The sequence below is a fragment of the Arthrobacter sp. R3-55 genome, from assembly GCF_054161505.1.
Map to the genome: position 1 here is coordinate 2,931,349 of NZ_CP096423.1, position 22,038 is coordinate 2,953,386.

Annotated in this window: 19 protein-coding genes and 1 tRNA gene; 8 read left to right on the forward strand and 12 right to left on the reverse strand. The window is 62.7% G+C overall.

Going from position 1 to position 22,038, the window contains the following annotated elements; all coding sequences use genetic code 11:
* Nucleotides 1–38 precede the first annotated feature (38 nt).
* On the forward strand, nucleotides 39–2,099 hold the full coding sequence (gene pknB / locus M1D51_RS13545) for a Stk1 family PASTA domain-containing Ser/Thr kinase (protein WP_458106851.1): 2,061 nt from the start codon (nucleotides 39–41) through the stop codon (nucleotides 2,097–2,099).
* A 70-nt stretch (nucleotides 2,100–2,169) separates the two neighbouring features.
* Here pknB and M1D51_RS13550 read toward each other — a convergent pair whose 3' ends face one another.
* Both M1D51_RS13550 and M1D51_RS13555 read right to left on the reverse strand, forming a co-directional pair.
* Nucleotides 2,170–3,573, reverse strand: a complete 1,404-nt coding sequence (locus M1D51_RS13550) for a class II 3-deoxy-7-phosphoheptulonate synthase (RefSeq protein WP_458106852.1) — start codon at nucleotides 3,571–3,573, stop codon at nucleotides 2,170–2,172.
* A gap of 66 nt (nucleotides 3,574–3,639) precedes the next feature.
* Nucleotides 3,640–4,431, reverse strand: coding sequence for a lysophospholipid acyltransferase family protein (locus M1D51_RS13555; protein WP_458106853.1), 792 nt, complete (start codon nucleotides 4,429–4,431; stop codon nucleotides 3,640–3,642).
* A 109-nt stretch (nucleotides 4,432–4,540) separates the two neighbouring features.
* Here M1D51_RS13555 and M1D51_RS13560 point away from each other — a divergent pair, with 109 nt between their 5' ends.
* Genes M1D51_RS13560 through M1D51_RS13570 form a run of 3 tightly spaced genes read left to right on the forward strand, consistent with a single transcriptional unit; the run spans nucleotide 4,541 to nucleotide 6,661 of the window.
* On the forward strand, nucleotides 4,541–5,329 hold the full coding sequence (locus tag M1D51_RS13560) for an alpha/beta hydrolase (RefSeq protein WP_458106854.1): 789 nt from the start codon (nucleotides 4,541–4,543) through the stop codon (nucleotides 5,327–5,329).
* Nucleotides 5,326–6,129, forward strand: coding sequence for an alpha/beta hydrolase (locus M1D51_RS13565; protein ID WP_458106855.1), 804 nt, complete (start codon nucleotides 5,326–5,328; stop codon nucleotides 6,127–6,129). Before M1D51_RS13560 ends, M1D51_RS13565 begins: the two co-directional genes overlap by 4 nt.
* Entirely contained in the window at nucleotides 6,116–6,661 is a 546-nt protein-coding gene (locus M1D51_RS13570) for a hypothetical protein (protein ID WP_458106856.1), read from the forward strand. Before M1D51_RS13565 ends, M1D51_RS13570 begins: the two co-directional genes overlap by 14 nt.
* Nucleotides 6,662–6,694: 33 nt before the next feature.
* Here M1D51_RS13570 and M1D51_RS13575 read toward each other — a convergent pair whose 3' ends face one another.
* Nucleotides 6,695–7,753 carry an ROK family protein gene (locus tag M1D51_RS13575; protein ID WP_458106857.1) on the reverse strand — a complete coding sequence of 353 codons (1,059 nt, stop codon included), beginning with the start codon at nucleotides 7,751–7,753 and terminating at the stop codon, nucleotides 6,695–6,697.
* 186 nt (nucleotides 7,754–7,939) lie between these two features.
* Between M1D51_RS13575 and M1D51_RS13580 the strand changes: the two genes are divergently transcribed.
* Complete coding sequence (locus M1D51_RS13580) at nucleotides 7,940–9,751, forward strand: AMP-dependent synthetase/ligase (RefSeq protein ID WP_458106858.1); 1,812 nt, start codon at nucleotides 7,940–7,942, stop codon at nucleotides 9,749–9,751.
* A gap of 102 nt (nucleotides 9,752–9,853) precedes the next feature.
* Here the strand turns inward: M1D51_RS13580 and M1D51_RS13585 are convergent, their stop codons facing one another.
* Entirely contained in the window at nucleotides 9,854–13,249 is a 3,396-nt protein-coding gene (locus M1D51_RS13585; RefSeq protein ID WP_458106859.1) for a pyruvate carboxylase, read from the reverse strand.
* A gap of 303 nt (nucleotides 13,250–13,552) precedes the next feature.
* Here M1D51_RS13585 and M1D51_RS13590 point away from each other — a divergent pair, with 303 nt between their 5' ends.
* Nucleotides 13,553–14,362, forward strand: coding sequence for a ParA family protein (locus M1D51_RS13590; RefSeq protein ID WP_458106860.1), 810 nt, complete (start codon nucleotides 13,553–13,555; stop codon nucleotides 14,360–14,362).
* Between the two features lie 121 nt (nucleotides 14,363–14,483).
* Here the strand turns inward: M1D51_RS13590 and M1D51_RS13595 are convergent, their stop codons facing one another.
* The 5 genes from M1D51_RS13595 to gcvH form a co-directional block, all read right to left on the reverse strand.
* A complete protein-coding gene (locus tag M1D51_RS13595) occupies nucleotides 14,484–15,077 on the reverse strand; it encodes a MerR family transcriptional regulator (RefSeq protein ID WP_026542483.1) in 594 nt (197 codons plus the stop codon).
* 235 nt (nucleotides 15,078–15,312) lie between these two features.
* Nucleotides 15,313–15,816 carry a bifunctional nuclease family protein gene (locus M1D51_RS13600; protein WP_172322040.1) on the reverse strand — a complete coding sequence of 168 codons (504 nt, stop codon included), beginning with the start codon at nucleotides 15,814–15,816 and terminating at the stop codon, nucleotides 15,313–15,315.
* Nucleotides 15,816–16,532: a transcriptional regulator FtsR gene (ftsR, locus tag M1D51_RS13605; RefSeq protein ID WP_172322056.1), complete on the reverse strand. Its 717-nt coding sequence runs from the start codon at nucleotides 16,530–16,532 to the stop codon at nucleotides 15,816–15,818. The genes M1D51_RS13600 and ftsR overlap by 1 nt, the downstream gene beginning before the upstream one ends.
* 20 nt (nucleotides 16,533–16,552) lie before the next feature.
* On the reverse strand, nucleotides 16,553–17,029 hold the full coding sequence (locus tag M1D51_RS13610; protein WP_026542480.1) for an FHA domain-containing protein: 477 nt from the start codon (nucleotides 17,027–17,029) through the stop codon (nucleotides 16,553–16,555).
* A gap of 138 nt (nucleotides 17,030–17,167) precedes the next feature.
* A complete protein-coding gene (gene gcvH, locus M1D51_RS13615; protein ID WP_172322041.1) occupies nucleotides 17,168–17,554 on the reverse strand; it encodes a glycine cleavage system protein GcvH in 387 nt (128 codons plus the stop codon).
* A 117-nt stretch (nucleotides 17,555–17,671) separates the two neighbouring features.
* On the opposite strand from gcvH, the gene M1D51_RS13620 reads away from it, so the two are divergent.
* Nucleotides 17,672–18,253, forward strand: a complete 582-nt coding sequence (locus M1D51_RS13620; RefSeq protein ID WP_458106861.1) for a hypothetical protein — start codon at nucleotides 17,672–17,674, stop codon at nucleotides 18,251–18,253.
* A gap of 67 nt (nucleotides 18,254–18,320) precedes the next feature.
* Here M1D51_RS13620 and M1D51_RS13625 read toward each other — a convergent pair whose 3' ends face one another.
* Nucleotides 18,321–19,529, reverse strand: a complete 1,209-nt coding sequence (locus tag M1D51_RS13625; RefSeq protein WP_458106862.1) for an MFS transporter — start codon at nucleotides 19,527–19,529, stop codon at nucleotides 18,321–18,323.
* 172 nt (nucleotides 19,530–19,701) lie between these two features.
* Here M1D51_RS13625 and M1D51_RS13630 point away from each other — a divergent pair, with 172 nt between their 5' ends.
* Complete coding sequence (locus tag M1D51_RS13630) at nucleotides 19,702–20,148, forward strand: MarR family winged helix-turn-helix transcriptional regulator (protein WP_458106863.1); 447 nt, start codon at nucleotides 19,702–19,704, stop codon at nucleotides 20,146–20,148.
* Nucleotides 20,149–20,264: 116 nt separating this feature from the next.
* On the opposite strand, the gene M1D51_RS13635 is transcribed toward M1D51_RS13630, so the two are convergent.
* A tRNA-Pro gene (locus M1D51_RS13635) sits at nucleotides 20,265–20,338 on the reverse strand.
* A gap of 141 nt (nucleotides 20,339–20,479) precedes the next feature.
* A complete protein-coding gene (der, locus tag M1D51_RS13640; RefSeq protein ID WP_172322045.1) occupies nucleotides 20,480–22,030 on the reverse strand; it encodes a ribosome biogenesis GTPase Der in 1,551 nt (516 codons plus the stop codon).
* Nucleotides 22,031–22,038: the final 8 nt, after the last annotated feature.

A 22,038-nucleotide genomic window follows, 5' to 3' on the forward strand; every position in this document is an offset into this window, starting at 1 on the left:
GCGGATTCGGGCCCCTTCCCTGCCTCGTTTAGGATCGTATGGTGCAAGAACCAACGCAGGACCACCTCATCGGGACCATGGTGGACGGCCGGTACCTGGTCCGTTCCCACCTCGCCAAGGGCGGAATGTCCACCGTTTACCTGGCTACGGACCAGCGCCTCGAGCGCGACGTAGCCCTCAAAGTCCTGCACCCGCACTTGGCAAACGATCCCACCTTCCTCCAGCGCCTGAGCCGCGAAGCAAAAGCCGCTGCGAGCCTTTCCCACCCCCATATCGTGGGCGTGCTGGACCAGGGCGAAGACGGACACATCGCCTACCTGGTGATGGAATACGTCAAGGGCCACACCCTCCGTGACATTCTCACCGAACAGGGCGCATTGGCCCCAAGGCTTGCCCTGGCCTTGATTGATCCCGTAATCGAGGGTCTCGCAGCTGCCCACGGCTCCGGTTTGATTCATAGGGACATCAAGCCCGAGAACGTCCTGATCGCCGACGACGGCCGCATCAAGGTCGGTGACTTTGGCCTTGCCCGGGCAGTCTCGGCCAACACCAGCACCGGCGCCTTGATCGGAACCGTGGCTTATTTGGCCCCCGAACTGGTGCTCGGACAACCGGCGGATGCGCGCAGCGACATCTATTCGGCCGGCATCATGCTGTACGAAATGCTGACCGGCAACCAGCCGTACAGCGGCGACTCCCCCATCCAGGTGGCCTATCAACACGTCAACTCCGTGGTGGGACGCCCTTCGGACGTTGTCCCCGGGCTGGCTGAGGACCTCGATGAACTGGTGCAGTGGTGCACTGCAACTGAGGCCGAGAACAGGCCTGTGGACGGCGCTGCATTGCTGGCCGAACTTCGCCACATCCGGACCACCTTGACGGACGAACAGTTGGACCACCGGCAAGGACCGGGGCCCACCGCCTACCCGGCGGGAACAACAACTGCCCCCGGCAGCGGGGCCGGGAACCCCACCGAAGCGCTGGCCACCACGGCCTCACCCACCGAGTTCATCAGCCACCAAAGCAACCCGACCACCATCATGGCGGCTGGCGGGTCCACTCTCCAGCGCTCCACGGCAGCGGCAGGCATGGATGGCGGGCAGGAACTTCGCCCACCCGGCAAGCGTGAACTGAAAAGGCTCGAAAGGCAGCAGACCAAGGACCGGGCACGGGCTGCGGCCACTCCCCTACGGCCCCTCCGGGAAGGCAATCCCCGTCGACGCGGCGTGATCTGGGCCATCGTGATTGTTATCCTGGCCATGCTTGCGGCCTCGGCCGGGTGGTTCTTCGGGATGGGACCCGGTTCTCCCGGGACTGTGCCCGACGTCAAGAACAAGACGGTCGCGGAAGCACAGCAACTCCTTCGGACCGCTGGATTCCAGTCCGAGCCACGCGACGTTTTCGACGACGACATCCTGGCCGGACTCGCTGTCGGAACTGAGCCCGAATCCGGGGCCGAAATACGGAAGTTCCAGCCCATCACCCTTTTCGTTTCCAAGGGAGCCCAGCTCTTCCCGCTGCCGGACTTAACCGGCGGTACCCTGGACGCGGCCAAGACGGCACTCAACGCCGCGGAAATGGCCTTGGGGAACGTCACTGAAGCCTTTGACGAGAAGGTCCCTGCCGGAGTGGTGATTGCCCAGGACCCGGCCAAGGGTGAGGAAGTACCGCACGGTACGCCTGTGGCCCTGGAGGTTTCCAAGGGTCCGCAGCCGATTACGGTGCCGGATGTCCGTGGCAAAGCACAAGACGCCGCAGTCAAGGCCCTCCAGGACGCCGGACTCAAAGCAGTGATTGCTCCGGAGACTGTCAACGACAAGTCGGTCCCCAAGGGCGCCGTGGTCTCCCAGATCCCGGCCAACGGTACCCTCACCCGCGGCGAGTCCGTGACACTTACCGTATCCAAGGGTCCAAAGATGGTCAAAGTTCCCAGCTTCATCGGCAAGCAAGCCGCCGAGGCTGAGAAGGAATTGAAGAAACTGGGCTTGAAGGTTGAAGTCAATAGGATTCTCGGCGGATTCTTCGGTACTGTTCGTGACCAAAATCCCGTCGATGCTGAAGTGCCGGAAGACTCCGTTGTCACGCTGACCGTCGTTTAGAAAGCCGGCTGACCTCAGTAAAAAAGGCGTGGTCCGGAGACATCCGGACCACGCCTTTTTATTGGTTTTCCTACTGCTTGGAGAGCGCGCCTGCCACCAGGAAAGCCATCTCAAGGGACTGCATGTGGTTCAGGCGCGGATCGCACACTGACTCGTAACGGTCCAGGAAAGCGTCCTGGTCAATGGGGTCGGCGCCGCCCAAACACTCGGCGACGTCGTCACCGGTCATTTCGACGTGAAGACCACCTGGGACGGTGCCCAGCGAGTGGTGGACCTCAAAGAAGCCACGGACCTCATCAATGACGTCATCGAAGTTGCGGGTCTTGTAGCCGTTCGGCGACGTGACAGTGTTGCCGTGCATGGGATCGGTGACCCACAGCACCTGGGCACCGGAGGCGGTGACGCGCTCGACGACGGCGGGCAGCTTTTCGCGGATGTTCTTGGCGCCCATACGCGTGATGAAGGTCAGGCGCCCCGGCTCACGGTTGGGGTCCAGTTTGTCGATCAGGCGCAAGGCGTCGTCACCGCTGGTCGTGGGTCCGAGCTTGACGCCGATCGGGTTCCGCACACGGGAGAGGAAGTCCACATGGGCATGATCCAGCTCGCGGGTCCGCTCACCGATCCACAGGAAGTGGGCGGAGGTGTCGTACGGCAGGCCCGTGCGCGAATCGATGCGGGTCAGGGCACGCTCGTAGTCGAGCAGCAATGCTTCATGGCTGGCGAAGAATTCAACCCGCTTGAGCGCCTCGAAGTCCGCGCCACAGGAGTCCATGAAGCTGATGGCACGGTCAATATCGCGTGCCAGTGATTCATAGCGGGCATGCGCAGGGTTTTCCGTGAAGCCCTTGTTCCACTGGTGAACGAGGCGCAGGTCCGCGAAACCACCCTGGGTGAACGCACGGATGAGGTTCAAGGTTGATGCAGAGGTGTGGTACGCCTTCAGCATGCGGCCCGCGTCATGGGCACGGGACTCAGGGGTGAAGTCGTAGCCATTGACGATGTCGCCCCGGTAAGCGGGAAGCGTGACGCCGTCGCGGGTTTCGTCGTTGGAGGAGCGCGGCTTGGCGAACTGGCCTGCCATGCGGCCCATCTTGATGACGGGCATGGCAGCACCGTAGGTGAGCACCACTGCCATCTGCAGGATGGTCTTGACGCGGGCGCTGATCTTGTCCGCAGTGGCGGCCTCAAAAGTCTCCGCGCAGTCGCCGCCCTGCAGGAGGAAGGCCTTGCCTTGTGCTGCAGCGGCCAGTCGCTCCCGGAGAACATCCACTTCTCCGGCGAAAACCAGCGGCGGCACCACGGAAAGTTCTTTGACGGAGGAGTCGAAAACCTCGGCGTTGGACCATGTGGGCTGCTGGGAGATCGGCAGGTCCCGCCAGGCGTCAAGCCCGGGATAGTTCGCTGCTCCGCTTTGGGCGGTGCTGGCGAGGGAATCTGCTATGGAGGATGCGGTGTTCGCGGTTAGCTCAGTCACCCTTCAAGAGTAGTAGCCTCTGCCAAGGTTCCGGGACAGTGGGCGTAATCGATGCCGCCCTCCGCGTCACAGTTTCCGCGCCGGCCCGTCCCCGTTGGTTCCCGGTTCGTCCCTCTCCTCTGCAATGTCTTCGGTGGCCTCTTCGGTCACCTCGAGTTGGTGGACCGGCTCCGGACCCTTGCCGGCCAACTGGGCCTTGACCACGGCAGCGTACTCATCGACGTATTCCTGGCCGGAAAGGCGCATGAGGGAGTACATGATTTCGTCCGTCACAGCGCGCTGGATCAGACGGTCGTCCTCCATGCCGTAGTAGCGGCTGAAGTCCAGGGGCTGTCCAAAAATGATGCCGACCCTGCGGATGCTCGGCAGCCGCTTGCCGATCGGCTGGACCTTCTCCGTCCCGATCATGGCAACCGGCACCACCGGTACCCGGGTTTGCAGGGCGAGCCGCGCAACGCCCACCTTGCCGCGGTAGAGCCTGGCGTCCGGGCTGCGGGTGCCCTCAGGGTAGATTCCCAGCAGGCCTCCCGAAGCGAGCACGTCCTTGCCTGCCTGCAAGGACATCTCGGACGCTGCCCCTCCGGAACGGTCCATGGGAAGCTGGTTGCTCAGCCTGAAGAACAATGCCGTGAGCCGGCCCTTGATCCCTTTTCCCGTGAAGTACTCGGACTTGGCCAGGAAGATGACCGGCCGGTGCACCATCAGGGGCAGGAAGATGGAGTCCGAAAAGGAGAGGTGGTTGGACGCCAGGATGGCGGCGCCGCTTTCAGGAACGTTGTCCAGGCCCTTGACCCATGGCCTGAACAGGAGCTTGAGGATGGGACCCAGAAAGATCCTCTTCATGACCCAATAGAACACGTTTGTCCTCCCACGGCCGACGGATGGCATGCTTCCGGCAACCCGGCCCGCACTCAACAGCAACCCTACTCCAGTGAGAAATCTCCGGAACAGTGACACGATGGGACACATGACGGAACGCCACACCTCTGGACCGCCGCTTGCCTTCCACCATGCCGGGCATGGCCCTAATGCCACCACGGGTGTGGCCATCTGTCACGGCTTCACCGGCAGTCCACTCAGTGTCCTCCCTTGGGCGGAGTACCTGGCCGCTCAGGGGTTCGCTGTATCAGTACCACTGCTGCCCGGCCACGGCACCAGCTGGCAGGACCTTGCCACAACGCGATGGCAGGACTGGTACCGGACTTTCGAGCAGAGCTACCTGGACCTGGCCGGGCAGACGGAGAAGTGCTTCGTGGCGGGGTTGTCCATGGGCGGCGCCGTAGCCCTCCGTGTGGCGTCGCTGCACGATGTTCCGGGATTGGTCCTGGTCAATCCCGGGCTGAGCTTCTATGACCGGCGGGTGAGGTACGTTGCTGCGCTCAAGTACGTCATGCCGACCACCACGCCGATCGTGGAGGACAAACCGGCTCCGGTCTCCACCGAGGATGGCGACTACTCCAAGACACCGTTGAAGTCAGTCCATGAACTGAAGAAGCTCTTTCGGGCGGCCACGCTGGGATTGCCCAAGGTGCAGGCTCCTGCCCTGGTGTTCAAGTCCTCAGTGGACGAGGTGGTCCCGCCGAGCTCGGTGGCCGCGATCGAACGCCACATCGCATCTTCACGCTTGAAAGTGGTCACGCTTCCGCACAGCGGCCACGTGGCCACGCTGGATGTTGATGCCCCTGCCATTTTTGAACAATCGGCCAGCTTTTTCCGTCAGCACGCCGGGGACAGAGTAGCCTCGGAGTCATCATGAACATGCTTCCGGATTTCTCGCCGTTCCTCAGCAACTGGAACGGGACAGGCCCAAGAGTGGGCGTGGTCATGTCCCACGGCTTTACCGGCAGCCCGCACAGCGTCAGGCCGTGGGCCGAGCACCTGGCCGCGGCCGGTTATGCCGTCAGGCTTCCGTTGCTGCCCGGCCACGGCACCAATTGGCAGGACATGGCCACCCGGTCCTGGCGGGAGTGGCACCGTGCAGTAGATGAGGCCTACCTTGAACTGGCCGCCGAGTGTGACTACGTCTTCAGCACCGGATTGTCCATGGGCGGCACCCTTGCGCTCCGCATTGCCGCCACTCGTCCTGTGGCAGGAACTGTGGTGGTCAATCCCGGTTTGGTCCTGGATGATCCACGGGCTGTCATTGTCGCTGCGCTCAAATACGTGGTAAAAACAACACCCGCCATTGCCAACGACATCCTCAAACCGGACCAGAATGAAGGCGCCTACGCCCGCACCCCTGTTGCCGCAGCGCACCAGTTGAAGAAGATGTACAAGGACACCGCGGCTATCCTGCCGCGCATCCACTCCCCCGTCCGTGTCTACAAATCCACTGTGGACAACGTGATCTCGGAGGCAAGCCTGGATTTCCTGCGCGCCCGGGTCAACGCTCCCGTGGATGTCTCCTACCTCAGGAACAGCTACCATGTAGCAACCCTCGACAACGATGCCCCGGAGATCTTTGAGGGAACCGTGGAATTCATTCAGAAAACCGTTGCAACCCTGGCCGGAAACGGGCCCTCCCCCGAAAAGGACACAGCCCATGAACAGGCCTGATGCCAACTCAGCCGATCAGAGCGCCAACAAGGACGACGACGCCGTGTGGCTGGACCTGGTGGCCCGGTTGGAGGGGACCGGAAACCCCGACGCCGGGAACACACCTTCGGCAGGCAGCCGTGACCCGGATCCTGACAAAGGCGGGCCGCAGTCCCGTGAATCCAGCAAGGCATTCAAGGATTTTGATCCCTTGGGGTTGTCCACCCCGCCTGCTGAACGGACAGCGGTTCCCGCGGCTTCCGAGGCTGGTGGCCGCCCCTTGGGACCACGAGACTTCGAGGTCGAGGACGACGACGACGCCTTTGTCCCGGAGGAGCCTCCGAGCCTTGCCGGCACGGAGCCCCTGACCATGCTGGCGTGGGTTGGCGCTGTGGGAGGGCCCATCGCGCTGCTCTTCACCGCGATGTTCTGGCGGTCCGCTCCCCTTGTTGCGATCCTGGGAATCGTAGCCGCTTTCGTCGCATCGGTGGTGTTCCTCATCATGAGGCTTCCGCAGGAGAAGAACGAGGACGACGACGGCGCCCGCATCTAGGTACCGAGGCTCCGCCCTCTGCGGCGGGTAGCTTTAGCTGTGGGCGCGTCCGCTGACCCGGGAAAGGTCTGCGGCGCCGATCATCCCGGCACGTGGACCAAGGGCGGCGAGTTCGATCCCCGCCATGGGCCGGAATCCCCTGCCCGTGAGGTTTTTTGCGAACGACTCCCGTGCTGGTCCGGCCAACAATTCTCCGGCGTCGCACAGTCCACCTCCAATCACGAACATGCCGGGGTCAAGTGCTGCGGCAAGGTTGGCCAGTCCCAAACCCAGCCATTCGCCTTGATCTGCAAGGAGCTCGCGGGATGTGGCATCGCCTTCGAGGGCCAACGCCGTAACGGCTGCCCCCGTGAGGTTATCGGCGGTTCCGCCTGCCTTCTCCCGGAGGGCCCTGCCCTCCGGTGAATTGGTCCGGACAAGTTGGCGGGCTTCGCGCCCCAGGGCGTTACCGGATGCGTACTGTTCCCAGCACCCGCGGTTGCCGCACTCGCAACGGTGTCCGCCGGGAAAGATGATCTGATGGCCGAATTCGCCCGCCACGCCGTACCGCCCACGTTCCACCCGGCCATCCATGACCATGGCCCCGCCGATGCCCGTACCCAGCGTGACGCAAACCAGCCGGCTTTCCCCCTGGCCGGCGCCGAAGCGCCACTCGGCCCAGGCGGCGGCATCGGCGTCGTTCGTCAGCAGGACCGGACGTCGCAGCAGTTTCTGGAGGCTGGCGCGGAGGGGCTCGTTACGCCAGGCAAGATGCGGACTGAACAGCACCGTCCCGCCGTCGAGGTCCATCCACCCCGCTGCGCCGATTCCGACCGAAGCCACGCGGTGCTCGGCGCTGAGCTCGTCCACAAGTTCCACGATGGTCTGCTCTACTGCCCGGGGGTCGGCTCCCGGAGTGGATCTGCGGGCCTCAGCGAGAACACGGCCTTCGGCATCCACAACGCCCGCAGCTACTTTGGTGCCGCCAATGTCTATTCCGATCGCCAGGCCGCGACGACCCAAATGGCTCCGGCGGGCAGCCCACGGCACGTCTTTCCATGCTGAGGCCTGTGGCTTGGGTCTGGCACGAAAAGAGGACCGTAGTGCGGGCATCCCCTCATCATATTCCGCTGGACTGCGGGACCCTGCATCGGCAGGCCTGAGGGGCCCTGAGTTGCCTGAAATGACAGCTCGTCCGTAAAGTTACTCGCCAGTAGGTGAAATAGGACACACCTCCGCGAGCGGGCATACTAGAGTGAAAGCAGCCCCTCGTGGCCCGTGGATATCAAAGGAGCTACCGTGCGTGAAATCAGTGTTCCTCCCCTCGTCAATATCGCCCCGGAAACCAACATCACGGACTTCGTGATCCGGGAGGCCGAAAAGGCGTCAAACCCAGCACTGTTCTCCAAGCTGGACAGCAATGGGCAGTGGCAGGACATCCGGGCCAAGGACTTCCTTGCGGACGTCAGGGCCTTGGCAAAGGGCCTGATTGCCAGCGGCGTTGGCACCGGCGACCGGGTGGGCATCATGTCCAGGACCCGTTATGAATGGTCCCTGGTTGACTTCGCCATCTGGTTTGCCGGAGCGGTCTCGGTCCCGATCTACGAAACGTCCTCGCCCTCCCAGGTGGCCTGGAACCTCGGCGATTCCGGCGCGGTGGCAGCTTTCGGCGAAGCGGCGCACCATGAGGACGTCATCCGCCAGGCAGTGGCAGCCGAGGACATCAGTTCCGTGGCCAACGTCTGGCAGCTTGAGGGCGCCGGCCTTGATGCGCTGCGCGCGGCCGGAGCAGGAGTTCCCGACGACGAACTCGAGTCACGCCGTTCCTCTGCGGGCCTGGCCGATCTTGCCACCATCATCTACACCTCCGGGACCACCGGCAGGCCGAAGGGTTGCGAACTGACCCACGGCAACTTTGTGGAACTTTCGGAGAACGCCCGCGCATCACTTCCCGAAATCATCAATGAGTCCGGGAAGACCATCATGTTCCTCCCGTTGGCCCACGTCTTTGCCCGGTTCATCTCCGTGCTGGCAGTGGCCGGCGGCGTCAAAGTGGCCCACACCCCGGATATCAAGAACTTGCTGGCGGATCTCCAGAGCTTCCAGCCAACGTTCATCCTTGCTGTCCCCCGCGTCTTTGAGAAGGTTTACAACTCAGCCTTGACCAAAGCTGAGGACGGCGGCAAGGGTGCCATCTTCCATCGCGCCGTTGACACTGCGATCGCCTACTCGAAGGCTCGCGAGGCCGGCTCCCTGGGCCTGGGCCTGAAGATCAAGCACGCCGTGTTCGACAAACTGGTTTACGGCAAGCTCCGCGCAGCCATGGGCGGCCATGTAGCGCATGCCGTGTCCGGCGGCGGCCCGCTGGGCGAACGCTTGGGCCACTTCTTCCAGGGCATAGGGCTGCAGATCCTGGAAGGCTACGGGCTCACCGAAACCACGGCACCGATTTCCGTGAACACGCCCTCCATGATCAGGATCGGTACAGTGGGCGCCCCCTTGCCGGGCAACTCGGTGAAGATCGCCGACGACGGCGAAATCCTTGCCAAGGGCGTCTGTGTGATGCGCGGCTACTACAAGCGCGAAGACCTGACGGCAGAGACCTTCATCGACGGTTGGTTCCGCACCGGTGATATCGGTGAACTCGACAACAATGGATTCCTCAAGATCACCGGCCGCAAGAAGGAAATCATCGTGACGGCCGGAGGCAAGAACGTGGTTCCGGCGTTGCTCGAGGACCAGATCCGCGCCGACGCACTGGTCTCCCAGGTGCTGGTGGTGGGAGACAACCGCCCGTTCATCGGCGCCCTGGTCACCCTTGATGAAGAAGCCCTTCCGGGCTGGTTGGAACGCCACGGACTGCCGTCCAGCACTTCGCTGGGCGAGGCTGCGGAACACCCCGTAGTCAAGGCTGCCGTCCAGGAGCTCATCAGCAAGGCCAACCAGTCCGTGTCCCAGGCTGAGGCCATCAAGTCGTTCCGCATTGTTCCTGCCGACTTCACGGAGGCCTCAGGCCACCTGACGCCGTCCCTCAAGGTCAAGCGGGCACAGGTCATGAAGGACTTCGACGCCGTGATTGAGCAGATGTACTCAGCTCCGCGCGGTTCCTGACACACCGGCACCGGCTGCATCCAACCAGCAGGATCCAAGAAGCAGCAGAAAAAAGTACCCCGTCCGGAAGCTTCCGGACGGGGTACTTTTATGGGCGGATTGCTAGCCGATCACCAGCAGCAAATCGCCACCCTGGACCTGCTCCACCGAGGAAATAGCCAGGCGTGAGACCGTGCCTGCTACCGGGGTGGTGATGGATGCCTCCATCTTCATGGCCTCAATGGTGGCTACGGTATCTCCGGCGTTGACCACATCGCCGGCCTTGACCGTAACGGTCACAGCACCGGCGAACGGAGCCGCAACCTGGCCGGGCTGGGCTGGATCGGCCTTCTCTGCGGCCTTGACGTTGCTGACCACCGAACGGTCGCGGACAACCACCGGACGGGACTGGCCGTTGAGCGTACACATCACTGTGCGCATGCCCTTTTCATCGGCTTCGGACACAGCCTCAAGCTGGGCAATAAGACGGACGCCCTTTTCCAGCTCGATCACATGCTCGGAGCCCTGCTGGAAACCGTAGAGGTAGTCACGGGTGTCCAGCACGGAGATGTTTCCATAGGTCTCCACGCTCTTCAGGTAGTCCTTGGTGGGACCGGCGAAGAGCAACCGGTTCAGCGTATGCTGGCGCGTCTTGGAGTCGCCCTTGAGCGCAGCACTGTCCTCGGCGCTGATATCAACGTCGCGGACCTTGACGCTGCGGCCCTGAAGGGCCTTGGTGCGGAAGGGCTCGGGCCAGCCTCCGGGAGGATCACCGAGTTCGCCGGAAAGGAATCCGATGACGGAATCGGGGATGTCGTAGTTCTGCGGGTTCTCGTTGAAGTCCGCAGGATCAGCGTTCAAGCCAACCAAGTGCAGGGCGAGGTCACCCACCACCTTCGAAGAAGGCGTCACTTTGACCAGCCGGCCCAGGATGCGGTCGGCTGCGGTGTACATATCTTCGATGGCTTCGAACTGCTCCCCCAATCCCAGCGCGATGGCCTGCTGGCGAAGGTTGGAGAGTTGGCCGCCTGGAATTTCATGCTGGTAGACCCGACCTGTGGGGCCCGGCAGCCCGGACTCGAAGGGGGCGTACACGCGGCGGACAGCTTCCCAGTAAGGCTCCATGGCACCGACGTTGGCAAGGCTAAGGCCGGTGTCACGCGGGGTGTTGGCCAACGCTGCCACCAAAGCCGAAGCAGCAGGCTGGCTGGTTGTCCCGGCAAGCGATGCAGCTGCGACGTCAACGGCGTCCACACCTGCTTCGACGGCGGCCAAAAGGGTCGCAAGCTGCCCGCCGGCGGTGTCGTGCGTGTGGAGATGTACCGGCAGGTCGAAACGCTCGCGCAGCGCCGTTACCAGCTTGGTGGCGGCAGCAGGACGCAGGAGGCCTGCCATGTCCTTGATGGCGAGGATATGCGCACCGGCGTCGACGATCTTCCCTGCGAGGTCCAGGTAGTAATCGAGGGTGTACAGGTCCTCATTGGGATCAAGGAGGTTACCGGTGTAGCACAGGGCCACTTCTGCTACAGCGGTTCCAGTGGCACGCACGGCCCGGATGGCAGGAGCCATCTGGTTCACGTCGTTGAGGGCGTCGAAAATACGGAAGATGTCGATGCCCGTAGCTGCGGCTTCGTTGACGAAAGCCTCGGTTACTTCCTCAGGGTACGGCGTGTAGCCAACAGTGTTGCGGCCGCGGAGGAGCATCTGGAGGCAGGTGTTCGGAAGTGCCTGGCGGAGCGCCGCCAGACGATCCCAAGGGTCCTCGCCGAGGAAACGCAAAGCGACGTCGTACGTGGCACCGCCCCAGGCTTCGACTGAAAGGAGTTCGGGCATCAGGGCAGTCACCGCCGGTCCGGCCGCAACAAGATCGCGGGTGCGCACGCGGGTGGCAAGGAGCGACTGGTGGGCGTCACGGAAGGTGGTGTCCGTGACGGCCAATGCCTGCTGCTCGCGAAGTGCCTTGGCAAAGCCCTCAGGCCCCAGTTCCATCAGCTTCTGCCGCGATCCTGAGGTGGGAACAGGTCCCTCGATCGCCGGCAACTTCCTGGCCGGGTCCGAGTGGACCGTGAGCTCACCGTTGGGCTTGTTTACTGTCACCTCGGCCAACCACGTCAGCAGCTTGGTGCCACGGTCGGCGGAAATATGCGATTTCAGCAGCTCCGGACGCTTATCAATGAAGTCCGTGGCCACGTTGCCTGCGTTGAAGTCAGGATCAGCAAGAACAGCCTGCAGGAAGGGAATGTTGGTAGAGACGCCACGGATACGGAACTCGGCCAAGCCGCGGCGGGCACGGGCCACTGCTGCCGGGTAGTCCCTGCCACGGCACGTCAACTTGACCAGCATGGAGTCAAAGTGCGGGCTGATCTCGGCACCCGAGTAGACGGTACCGCCGTCGAGCCTCACACCGGCACCGCCGGCAGAGCGGTAGCCGGTGATCTTTCCGACGTCCGGACGGAACCCGTTGGCGGGGTCTTCGGTGGTGATGCGGCACTGCAGCGCGGCACCCTTGATGGAGACGGTCTCCTGGCTCAGGCCAAGGTCCGCCAGGGTCTCCCCCGAAGCGATGCGCATCTGCGCCTGCACCAGGTCCACGTCCGTGATTTCCTCGGTGACGGTGTGCTCTACCTGGATCCGGGGGTTCATTTCGATGAACACATGCTGGCCGGCGCGCTCACCCTCGGTGTCCACCAGGAACTCGACGGTTCCCGCGTTGACGTAATTCAGGGCTTTGGCGAAAGCGACGGCATCACGGTAGAGCGCCTGGCGGATGTTCTCATCCAGGTTCGGCGCCGGGGCAATCTCCACCACCTTCTGGTGGCGGCGCTGCAGGGAACAGTCACGCTCGAAGAGGTGCATGACGTTGCCCTCGGCGTCGGCAAGGATCTGCACTTCAATGTGGCGGGGACGCAAAACAGCCTGCTCAAGGAACATGGTGGGATCCCCGAACGCTGCGTCTGCCTCGCGCATGGCGGACTGCAAGGCCTCAGGGAGGGCTTCGCGAGTCTCCACACGGCGCATTCCGCGTCCACCACCACCGGCAACAGCCTTGGCGAAGATGGGGAACCCGATCTCGTCCGCTGCTGCGATGAGCTCGTCAAGGTCCTTGGACGGCTTGCTCGACTTCAAAACGGGCACGCCCGCCTTGCGGGCCGCTTCCAAAGCTGCAACCTTATTGCCGGCGAGTTCCAGCACCTCCGCCGGCGGGCCCACGAAGGTTATTCCCGCGGCTTTAGCCGCGCGGGCAAGGTCCGGGTTCTCCGAGAGGAAGCCATAACCGGGGTAGATGGCGTCAGCGCCGGCTTCCTTGGCAACGCGGACAACCTCCTCCACGTCCAGGTAGGCGCGGACAGGATGGCCCACCTCGCCGATCAGGTAAGCTTCGTCGGCCTTCTGCCGGTGGATCGAGTTGCGGTCCTCGTGCGGAAAGACGGCTACGGTCTTGGCGCCCAGTTCATAACCAGCGCGAAACGCCCTGATCGCGATTTCGCCGCGATTGGCCACCAGAATTTTCGAAAACATACTTCTCCTGCATCATTGCGGGTGGATCGGTCGGTGGTCACAGTGTGTAGTGCCGCCAGCATCAAACACAAATCTTTGTGGCAACCATCACAATGGATTCGTCATGTGGGCTGTATATGCGTGCGCGCGATCCCGCTGCATGCTAATGCCCGGCTTTGCCCGCGTTGCCCGGGCGCGTAGAAAGCGGGATTCGGCGGCGATGCACCATATGATGTTGAGGGGGCTTCGGCAAGCCCCGGCTCCGGCGCTTCCGGAGCCGAATCAGCGCGATACGGCAACCGGCGTTAGGTTTTGGGTTTTCAAGTGCAAGTAGTCAGCATCAGCAGCCTCAAAGGTGGAGTGGGAAAGACGTCCGTGACCACCGGTCTGGCGTCCGCGGCCCTTGCCGCCGGCATCCCCACCCTGGTGGTAGACCTCGATCCCCATGCCGACGCAACCACGGCTCTGGGTGTTCAGCCCGGCGGGAAACTCGACATCGGCCGGATGCTGAAAAGCCCCCGCAAGGCCCGGCTCCAAGACAACGTGGCGGGCAGCAGTTGGGTATCCAACGGCTCCAGCGACGGAACCCTTGACGTCGCAGTGGGCTCGGCGTTCACCGGAATCTATGACCGCCCCGATCTGGGCCGCCGTGACCTGCGGAGGCTTTCTGCGGTACTGGCCGGCACCTCCGCCTATGAACTGGTCCTGGTGGACTGTCCGCCGTCCCTCAATGGGTTGACGCGCATGGCGTGGAGTGCCAGCGACCGTGTGGTGCTGGTGGCTGAGCCCGGACTGTTTTCCGTGGCCGGTACTGAACGCACCATGCGGGCCATCCAGCTCTTCCGGCAGGAGTTCGCTCCCCATCTGGCTCCCGCGGGCATCGTAGCCAATCGGGTAAGGACAGGGTCCGCCGAGCACACGTTCCGTTTGGCCGAAATGGAGTCCATGTTCGGCGAACTGCTGCTGACTCCGCACATTCCCGAGCAGGCCAACTGGCAGCAGATCCAAGGTGCAGCCCATTCCGTGCACCATTGGCCGGGAGATTCAGCCAAGAACTCCGCCAAACTGTTCGACGCCCTCCTGCAGAGTCTCCTGGCTGGACAACCTCCCCTGCGCGACCGCCGTCAGCGCTGACTGAGGCGCGAGGCCTGAGGCAGCCGGGCTGAATACCGTCACACCTGAGGCATCCCTCACCACGAAAAAAGCCCCGTCCCATCAAGGGAGGAGGCTTTTTCGCTTAAATATCCTGCGGTGTTTAGCCGATGCGCCGGGCTACCCGGCGCTTGCTTAGTTCGTCGTCCGGAAAGGACTGCTCCACGGCATGTTCACTCGGAAGCGCGGCCAGGCTCCCCTCAACTTCCCGCCATACGCGGCCAACGGCGATGCCGAAGACGCCCTGTCCGCCCTGGACGAGGTCGATGACTTCGTCAGCCGAGGTACATTCATAGACACTGGCGCCATCGCTCATGAGCGTTATCTGTGCAAGGTCCTCAACGCCCCGTTCGCGGAGGTGCTCCACTGCGGTTCGGATCTGCTGGAGGGAGACACCAGTATCAAGGAGCCTCTTGACCACTTTGAGAACCAGGATGTCGCGGAATCCATAGAGACGCTGCGACCCGGATCCGGCCGCGCCGCGCACAGCCGGCTCCACGAGGCCCGTGCGAGCCCAGTAATCGAGTTGGCGGTACGTGATACCTGCGGCTTTGCATGCAGTGGGGCCGCGGTAGCCCGCGTCCTCGTCCAGCACGGGAAGGTCCTCTGTGAAGAGCAAACCTTGGGCGCCGGATGCGGGCGCAGCAATGCCGGTCGAGGCCTGCTTCAGCTCGCCTGCTTCACCTTTCGGACTCACGTGACCTCCTTGTTCTCAGTTCCCTTGGGGACGGTGCATACCCTGACACAACACTGAAATGCAGCAGTGTAATTCCCACAAGTCCGCACCTTCCAGTGTGACTTGCGCGGGCAGTGTATGCAACGGGAACTTGATATCTTCGACGTTAGGCCCGTCCGGGGCCGAGGTCAAAGACCTTGGCCGCAATTTCCCATCGTGTCGAAACTTTCACCCTCAACTTTAGGCTTAGGGTCTCTCAGCCTTCGAAGTCTTCGGGTTCCACGTCGTCCAGGAACTCACGGAAACGGCGCATTTCCCGTTCTTCATCCACGCTGGGATCAGGCTCGGAATCCTCGCCCTCATCGTGTTCGGTAATCCGGACGCCGGCTTCCTCCATGACAGCGTCGGCGCACCAGATACGGCATTTGGCGCGGAGGGCCAGCGCCAGCGCGTCCGAAGCCCGCGAACTGACCACGGTGCCGTCGTCGAACTGCAGTTGTCCGTAAAAGATGTTGTCCTCAACAGCCACAATGTTGACGCTGATGATGGTGTGCCCCAGGGATTCAACAACGTCCACCAGGAGATCGTGCGTCATGGGGCGGGGCGGTACCACGCCTTGTTGGGCCAAAGCGATGGCGCTGGCTTCGGGGGTGCCGATCCAGATGGGCACGTGCCGTTCGCCATTGAGTTCCCGAAGAAGCACCAACGGCTGGTTGGACGGCAATTCGATGCGGACGCCAACAATTTCGACTTCAATCATCAGCTGTCCATCCGGGAGATGCGGTCATGGACCAGCGCCCTGTGCAGGGTAAGGCAGAGTTCACTGATCTCACGGGCGGCTTCTGCTGCGCGGGCTTGGGATGCGGCGTCGCGGCGCGAGGTCAACGGCGCCACGGCCCGTTCCACCAGGCCAAACTCGCGTTCTGCAGCAGCTTGGAAAGGACGAAGGTGCCGCGGCTCCAGGCCGTGTCCCTCCAACTGAACGCAAGCACGCGCCACTTGGAGCGCGTGTTCATCAAAACGTCCGCCGACGTGGCTGATCAGCCCGAAACTCAGGAGGGATTCCAGCAAGGGCACGCTGGCACCGGACTCGGAGCGCAACTGCTCCTCGGTCAGCGCCCGAGCCCTCCCTTGCACCTCGGCAGCCATCCCGGCAGAGACCGCTTTGGGAGCAACGGTTACGCCGGGTGGTAGGTTCTCCGGCCGCTCCCCGCGATCAATGGCATCCAGATAGTCCTTGATGACTTTCAGCGGAAGGTACTGATCCCGCTGCAGTGCGAGCACAAAACGGAGCCGTTCGACGTCACTGTCCGAATATTGTCTGTAACCGGCAGCGGTCCGTTTGGGATTGATGAGCCCCTTTTCCTCCAGGAAACGGATCTTGGACGCAGTCATTCCGGGGAAGTCATCACTCAGCTGGGCGAGGACTTCCCCAATGTTAAGGACCTGTGGTCCACGGCGGTCAGGCTGGGCGATAGCCAAAGGCGGGTACCCCGTCAGACTTGGCCTGCTGCGCGGACAGGGCTCATGTAGTAGGTCAACCGGAACTTGCCGATTTGTACCTCATTGCCGCTTTTCAGCTGCACACGGTCAACGCGGTCGTGGTTGACGTATGTTCCGTTGAGGCTGCCCATGTCCACGAGTTCGAATCCGGTGGCCGTCCGAAGAAACTGGACGTGCTTGCGGGACACCGTGACGTCATCAAGGAAGATGTCCGCATCCGGGTGCCGTCCCGCGGTAGTGGTGTCCGCATCCAAGAGGAACCGCGCACCGGCATTGGGCCCGCTGTGCGCAATGAGCAACGCCGAGTTGGGCGGAAGTGCTTCCACGGAAGCACGCTCTTCAGGGGCCAACTTGGGTGCGATGCTTGGCTCGTCCCACGTTGGCGTGATGCTGATCGAGGTGGTCTCCGACGTGGGCTGTTCCTCCGCGCCGTTCCCGACATTGGCTTGATTCTGTTCGCCGCCAACCATGGAATTTCCTCCTCATCTGCCGGCAGTTCCAAAACCTGCCAGCCACTTCCGCATCCCGGTACCGCCGGGCAAATCGGTTGCTGGCCCGTCGTCGCGCATTTCCCGCTCAGGAAATTCAGCCTGACGGGCCAGATAACTTTAGCCTACCTGTTGTTCGTACTCTGATGCACTGAGCAGGGAATCCACTGCATCCGCTTCTGCGAGTTTGACCTCAATGAGCCACCCTTCACCGTAGGGATCGGAGTTAATCAGCGCAGGATCGGTGTCCAACGCGTCATTGCGATTAATGACCTCACCGCTCACCGGTGCATAAATGTCACTGACGCTCTTGGTGGACTCAACTTCCCCCACCACCTCGTTGCCGGTGACTTTTGTCCCAGGCTCGGGCATCTGGGCGTAGACAACATCTCCCAGCGCGTCCTGCGCAAAGTCGGTAATACCAATCCGCACCACGCCATCGGCGTCCGGAGCGGTAACCCATTCGTGCTCCGCGGTATAGGAAAGTTCTTCTGGAATATTGCTCACGGGTGGCCTTTCATCGGGACAATGACGAACCTCGACGGCGGCCTGTGCTGGTGGCCGCCGCTGAAAGTATAGGCACATTTCCCCTGTGCCCAAGGGGGTCTCTGCCATGATTGACCCATGACTGAACAAGCACAAGTACCAGCTCGGAAAAAGCGCAATTGGGGCGCCAAATTAATCCTGATCCTGGTGGCATTGCTTGTCGCTGTGGCCGCCTTCTTTATTCTGGGGGCCATTCTCCCCCGCTGGTGGTCCGATGTCATTGCCGGGCAGATCAAGCGGGATCTCGGAGCCAGTGTCCTGGTGGGCATGTTCTATGGTTTTGTCTTCACTTTCATCCCCCTCCTTGTTGCCTGGCAAGCCACCCGGAAGGCGGTGGCCTGGCCGTGGAAGATCGTCATCCTCCTGGTGGCAGTTGCCCTCGCCATCCCGAACCTGCTCACGGCCGGCATTGCCTTTGGAACCACGGAATCAGCTCACGCCGGGCAGCGGACTTTGAGTGTTGACGCAGGCTTCTTCACAACCTGGACCGCCATTTCCGCTGTTGCAGCGGTGGTCGTCTTCATCGCGGTCACGGTTCTTTGGGCCTTGTGGCGCAGGCGGGGCAAGCAGATGAAAGCGTTGAAGCAGGCGGAGAACCAGCGCGTCAACGCCGCGCAAACCACAGCCTCGGAAACGCAGGGCCCCGTGCCGGGCGCTTAGGCTCCTAAACGCGTGAAGCCCGCCACGGAACATTCCGCGGCGGGCTTCTTTTTGCTTTGGGCAATCCTCAGGCGACAGTGGCCCCGCGTGGTTCGCGTTCGACGTCGGGCGCTTCAGCCGGTGCCTCAACTCCCCCGCGCTTGGCGGCCGCAGCGGCAAACACCATGACCAGCAACGCAGCGACAGTAATTCCGGCGCCCGCCCAAATGGGCGAGGTGTAGCCGAGGCCGGCTGTGATGGTCACGCCGCCGAGCCACGCTCCGAGCGCGTTACCCAGGTTGAAGGCGCCGATGTTTGCCCCGGATGCCAGCGTAGGCGCCGTGGAGGCGAAGTGCATGACACGCATCTGGAGCCCGGGAACCGTGGCGAAGCCGAACCCTCCCATGAGCGCAAGCGAGACCAGCGTGGCAATGCTGCTGGACGCGGTGAGTGCAAAGAAGACCAGCACCGCCACCAGCCCGGCGAGAATGACAATGAGTGATGCGTCAAGGGCCTTGTCGGCTGCCTTGCCACCCAGGAAGTTTCCGACAAAAAGTCCGCCGCCAAAGAGCACCAGGAGCCAGGGCACGGCGCCGGAGTCGAAGCCGGAGACTTCCGTCAGCGTGAAGGCAATGTACGTGAAAGCACCGAACATGCCACCGAAACCGAGGACTGTCACCGTGATGGACAGCCATACCTGGCCGGACTTGAAGGCACCGAGTTCACTGCGAAGGCCCTTGGTGGGCTCCGTGGAGGCCTTGGGAACCATCAGCGCAATGCCGGCCAGCGCAATAACACCGATGACAGTGATCGCCCAGAAAGTCGAGCGCCACCCGAAGCTCTGGCCCAGGAGCGTGCCGAAGGGAACGCCCAGTACGTTGGCGGCAGTGAGGCCGGTGAACATGATGGCGATCGCTCCGGCCTTCTTGTGGGCCGGAACCAGGCTGGCAGCAACCACCGATCCTATTCCGAAGAAGGCACCGTGGCAGAGCGCGGCGACAATGCGACCCAGGAGCATGGCCGTGTAGCTGTCGGCGATGGCGGACATGAGGTTCCCCGCAATGAACAGCACGAGGAGGCCCATGAGGACCGGCTTGCGGGGCAGCCTGGTGACGGCGGCGGTGACCAGGAGGGCACCGACGGTGACGCTGAGGGCATAGCCGGAGATGAACCACCCGGCAGAAGCCTCGCTGACCTGAAAGTCGGCAGCAACTTCGGGCAAGAGGCCCATGATCACGAATTCGGTCAGTCCGATGCCGAATCCGCCGAGGGCAAGGGCAATCAACCCTGCGGGCATGTGGAGCTCCTTCAAATGATCGGTTCCGCGGTGAGGTGGAAGTGCGTCGCCGGGAACCGTAGAATAATAGTTGCAGACGCTCTATATATAGTTGCACACGCTATGTACTTGCGCAAGCAACTAGTTTTCGGCATCTCGATTTACACGACATCAAGGCAGGAGCACAGCAGACATGGGCATCAAGGATGACGCCGTAGAAGTACGGGCACAGGGTTGGCGGACCCTTGCCGCCCTGCACGGGAGCATCGAGGCCGAACTGGAGAAGGCACTCCAGGCATCCAGTGACCTATCGGTGGTGGAGTACACGGTGCTGGATGCCCTCAGCCGCCAGGATGGCTGGCACATGCGCATGCAGCAACTTGCCCGCGCCACCGCCCTGTCCAGTAGCGCCACCACCCGCCTGGTCAACCGCCTCGAGGACCGCGGCCTGCTCAACCGCATCCTGTGCGCCGATGACCGTCGCGGCATTTACACCGAACTGACGGTGGCCGGCCAGAAGCTTCTTGAAGACGCCAAGCCCGTGCATGACGAAACGCTCGCCTCCGCCCTTGAGGCCGCAGAGTCCGTGCCGGAGTTGGAGCCACTTGTGCGAGCCCTCGGCGCACTGCAGAAGGTTTAGCCCCACCCCGCCAAACCCTTCGTTTCACCCGACGTGAACGCCGGGTGAAACGAATTAGGCCGGAAACAAGAAAGGACCGAAATCCCGCGTCTCCGCGTGATTCCGGTCCTTCATTGTCGGGCTGACAGGATTTGAACCTGCGACCCCTTGACCCCCAGTCAAGTGCGCTACCAAGCTGCGCTACAGCCCGCTGGTTCCACCGTTCTCCGCCTAAGTTTTCCTCCGAAGAGTCCCACCTAAGCAGTCCGGCCGAACCACCTCCAAAAGCTTACACGAAGTTGGAGGTCGGAGACGCCATCACAGACAAAGTGGGCTGTGATGCCCGTCTCACTTAGCGCTTCTTGCCACGCTTTTCGCGAACGCGCATGTTTACCTCGATGGGCGTACCCTCGAAGCCGAACGTTTCGCGAAGGCGACGCGTGATGAAGCGGCGGTATCCGGGATCCAGGAACCCGGTGGTGAAGAGCACGAACTTCGGCGGCCGGCTGGAAGCCTGCGTGCCGAAGAGAATGCGCGGCTGCTTGCCGCCACGGACCGGGTGCGGGTGGGCTGCAACCAGCTCGCCCAGGAACGCGTTGAGGCGTCCCGTGGGGATGCGGCGGTCCCAGCTTTCCAGTGCGATATCCAGCGCAGGAACCAAACGGTCCTTGTGCCAGCCGGTCTTGGCTGAGATGTTGACCCGGGGCGCCCATTCAACGTGCGCCAGGTCCTGCTCGATCTCACGTTCGAGGTACCGGCGGCGTTCATCGTCCAGCAGGTCCCATTTGTTGAAGGCGAGGACCAGCGCACGGCCGGATTCGATGGCCAGCTGCAAGATGCGGACATCCTGCTCGCTGAGGACTTCGTCAACGGCAAGAAGCACGACGGCGACCTCCGCCTTCTCGAGCGCGGCCTGCGTCCGCAGGGAAGCGTAGAAGTCGGCGCCCTGTGCCATGTGCTGCCGGCGGCGGATACCGGCGGTGTCCACGAAACGCCAGGTACGGTCGCCGAGTTCGATGAATTCGTCAACGGGGTCACGCGTGGTGCCTGCCAGCGGATCCACCACAACGCGCTCAGAGCCGGCAAGCTTGTTCAGCAGCGAGGACTTGCCAACGTTCGGGCGGCCGATCAAAGCGATACGCCGCGGACCGCCGGAGCGCTCGACGCCTTCCACCAGGGAGTACTCGGGAAGGGTATCCATGACGTGGTCCAGGAGGTCGGCAACGCCACGGCCATGCAGTGCCGAAACCGGGTACGGTTCGCCGAAGCCCAAACCCCAGAGGGTTGCGGAGTCAGCTTCCTGGGCAAAGTCGTCCACTTTGTTGGCCACCATGATGACCGGCTTCTTGCTCTTACGGAGCATCTTCATGACGCCCTCGTCCGTGGCCGTGGCTCCAACGGCGGAGTCCACCACGAAGAGAACGGCGTCAGCGAGCTCAACGGCCATCTCAGCCTGCTCGGCGACGCGGGCATGGATGCCCTTGGCGTCGTGCTCCCATCCCCCGGTGTCAACCAGGGTGAAGTTGCGGCCGTTCCAGCGGGCCGAGTACATGACTCGGTCGCGGGTAACACCGGGAGTGTCTTCCACAACGGCTTCACGGCGGCCCAGGATGCGGTTGACCAACGTGGACTTACCCACATTGGGGCGGCCGATGATGGCCAGCACCGGGTCCAGCTTCAGGGGACCTTCGTCGCCCTCGTCTCCGTATTCACCGCTGAGAAGCGCGGCGTCTTCGTCGTCGAGTTCATAATCATCCAGGCCGGCCCGGAGGGTGGCCGCGCGGAGTTCGGCCTCGTCATCGTCCAGGGCAGCCAGGTTTTCAGCCACCTGGTCGGTGCCGGTGGGCGTGTATTCGTCGTCGCCGGCTCCGTGGAGGCCGGATTTTTGAGTCGTATCGCTCATTGCACTTT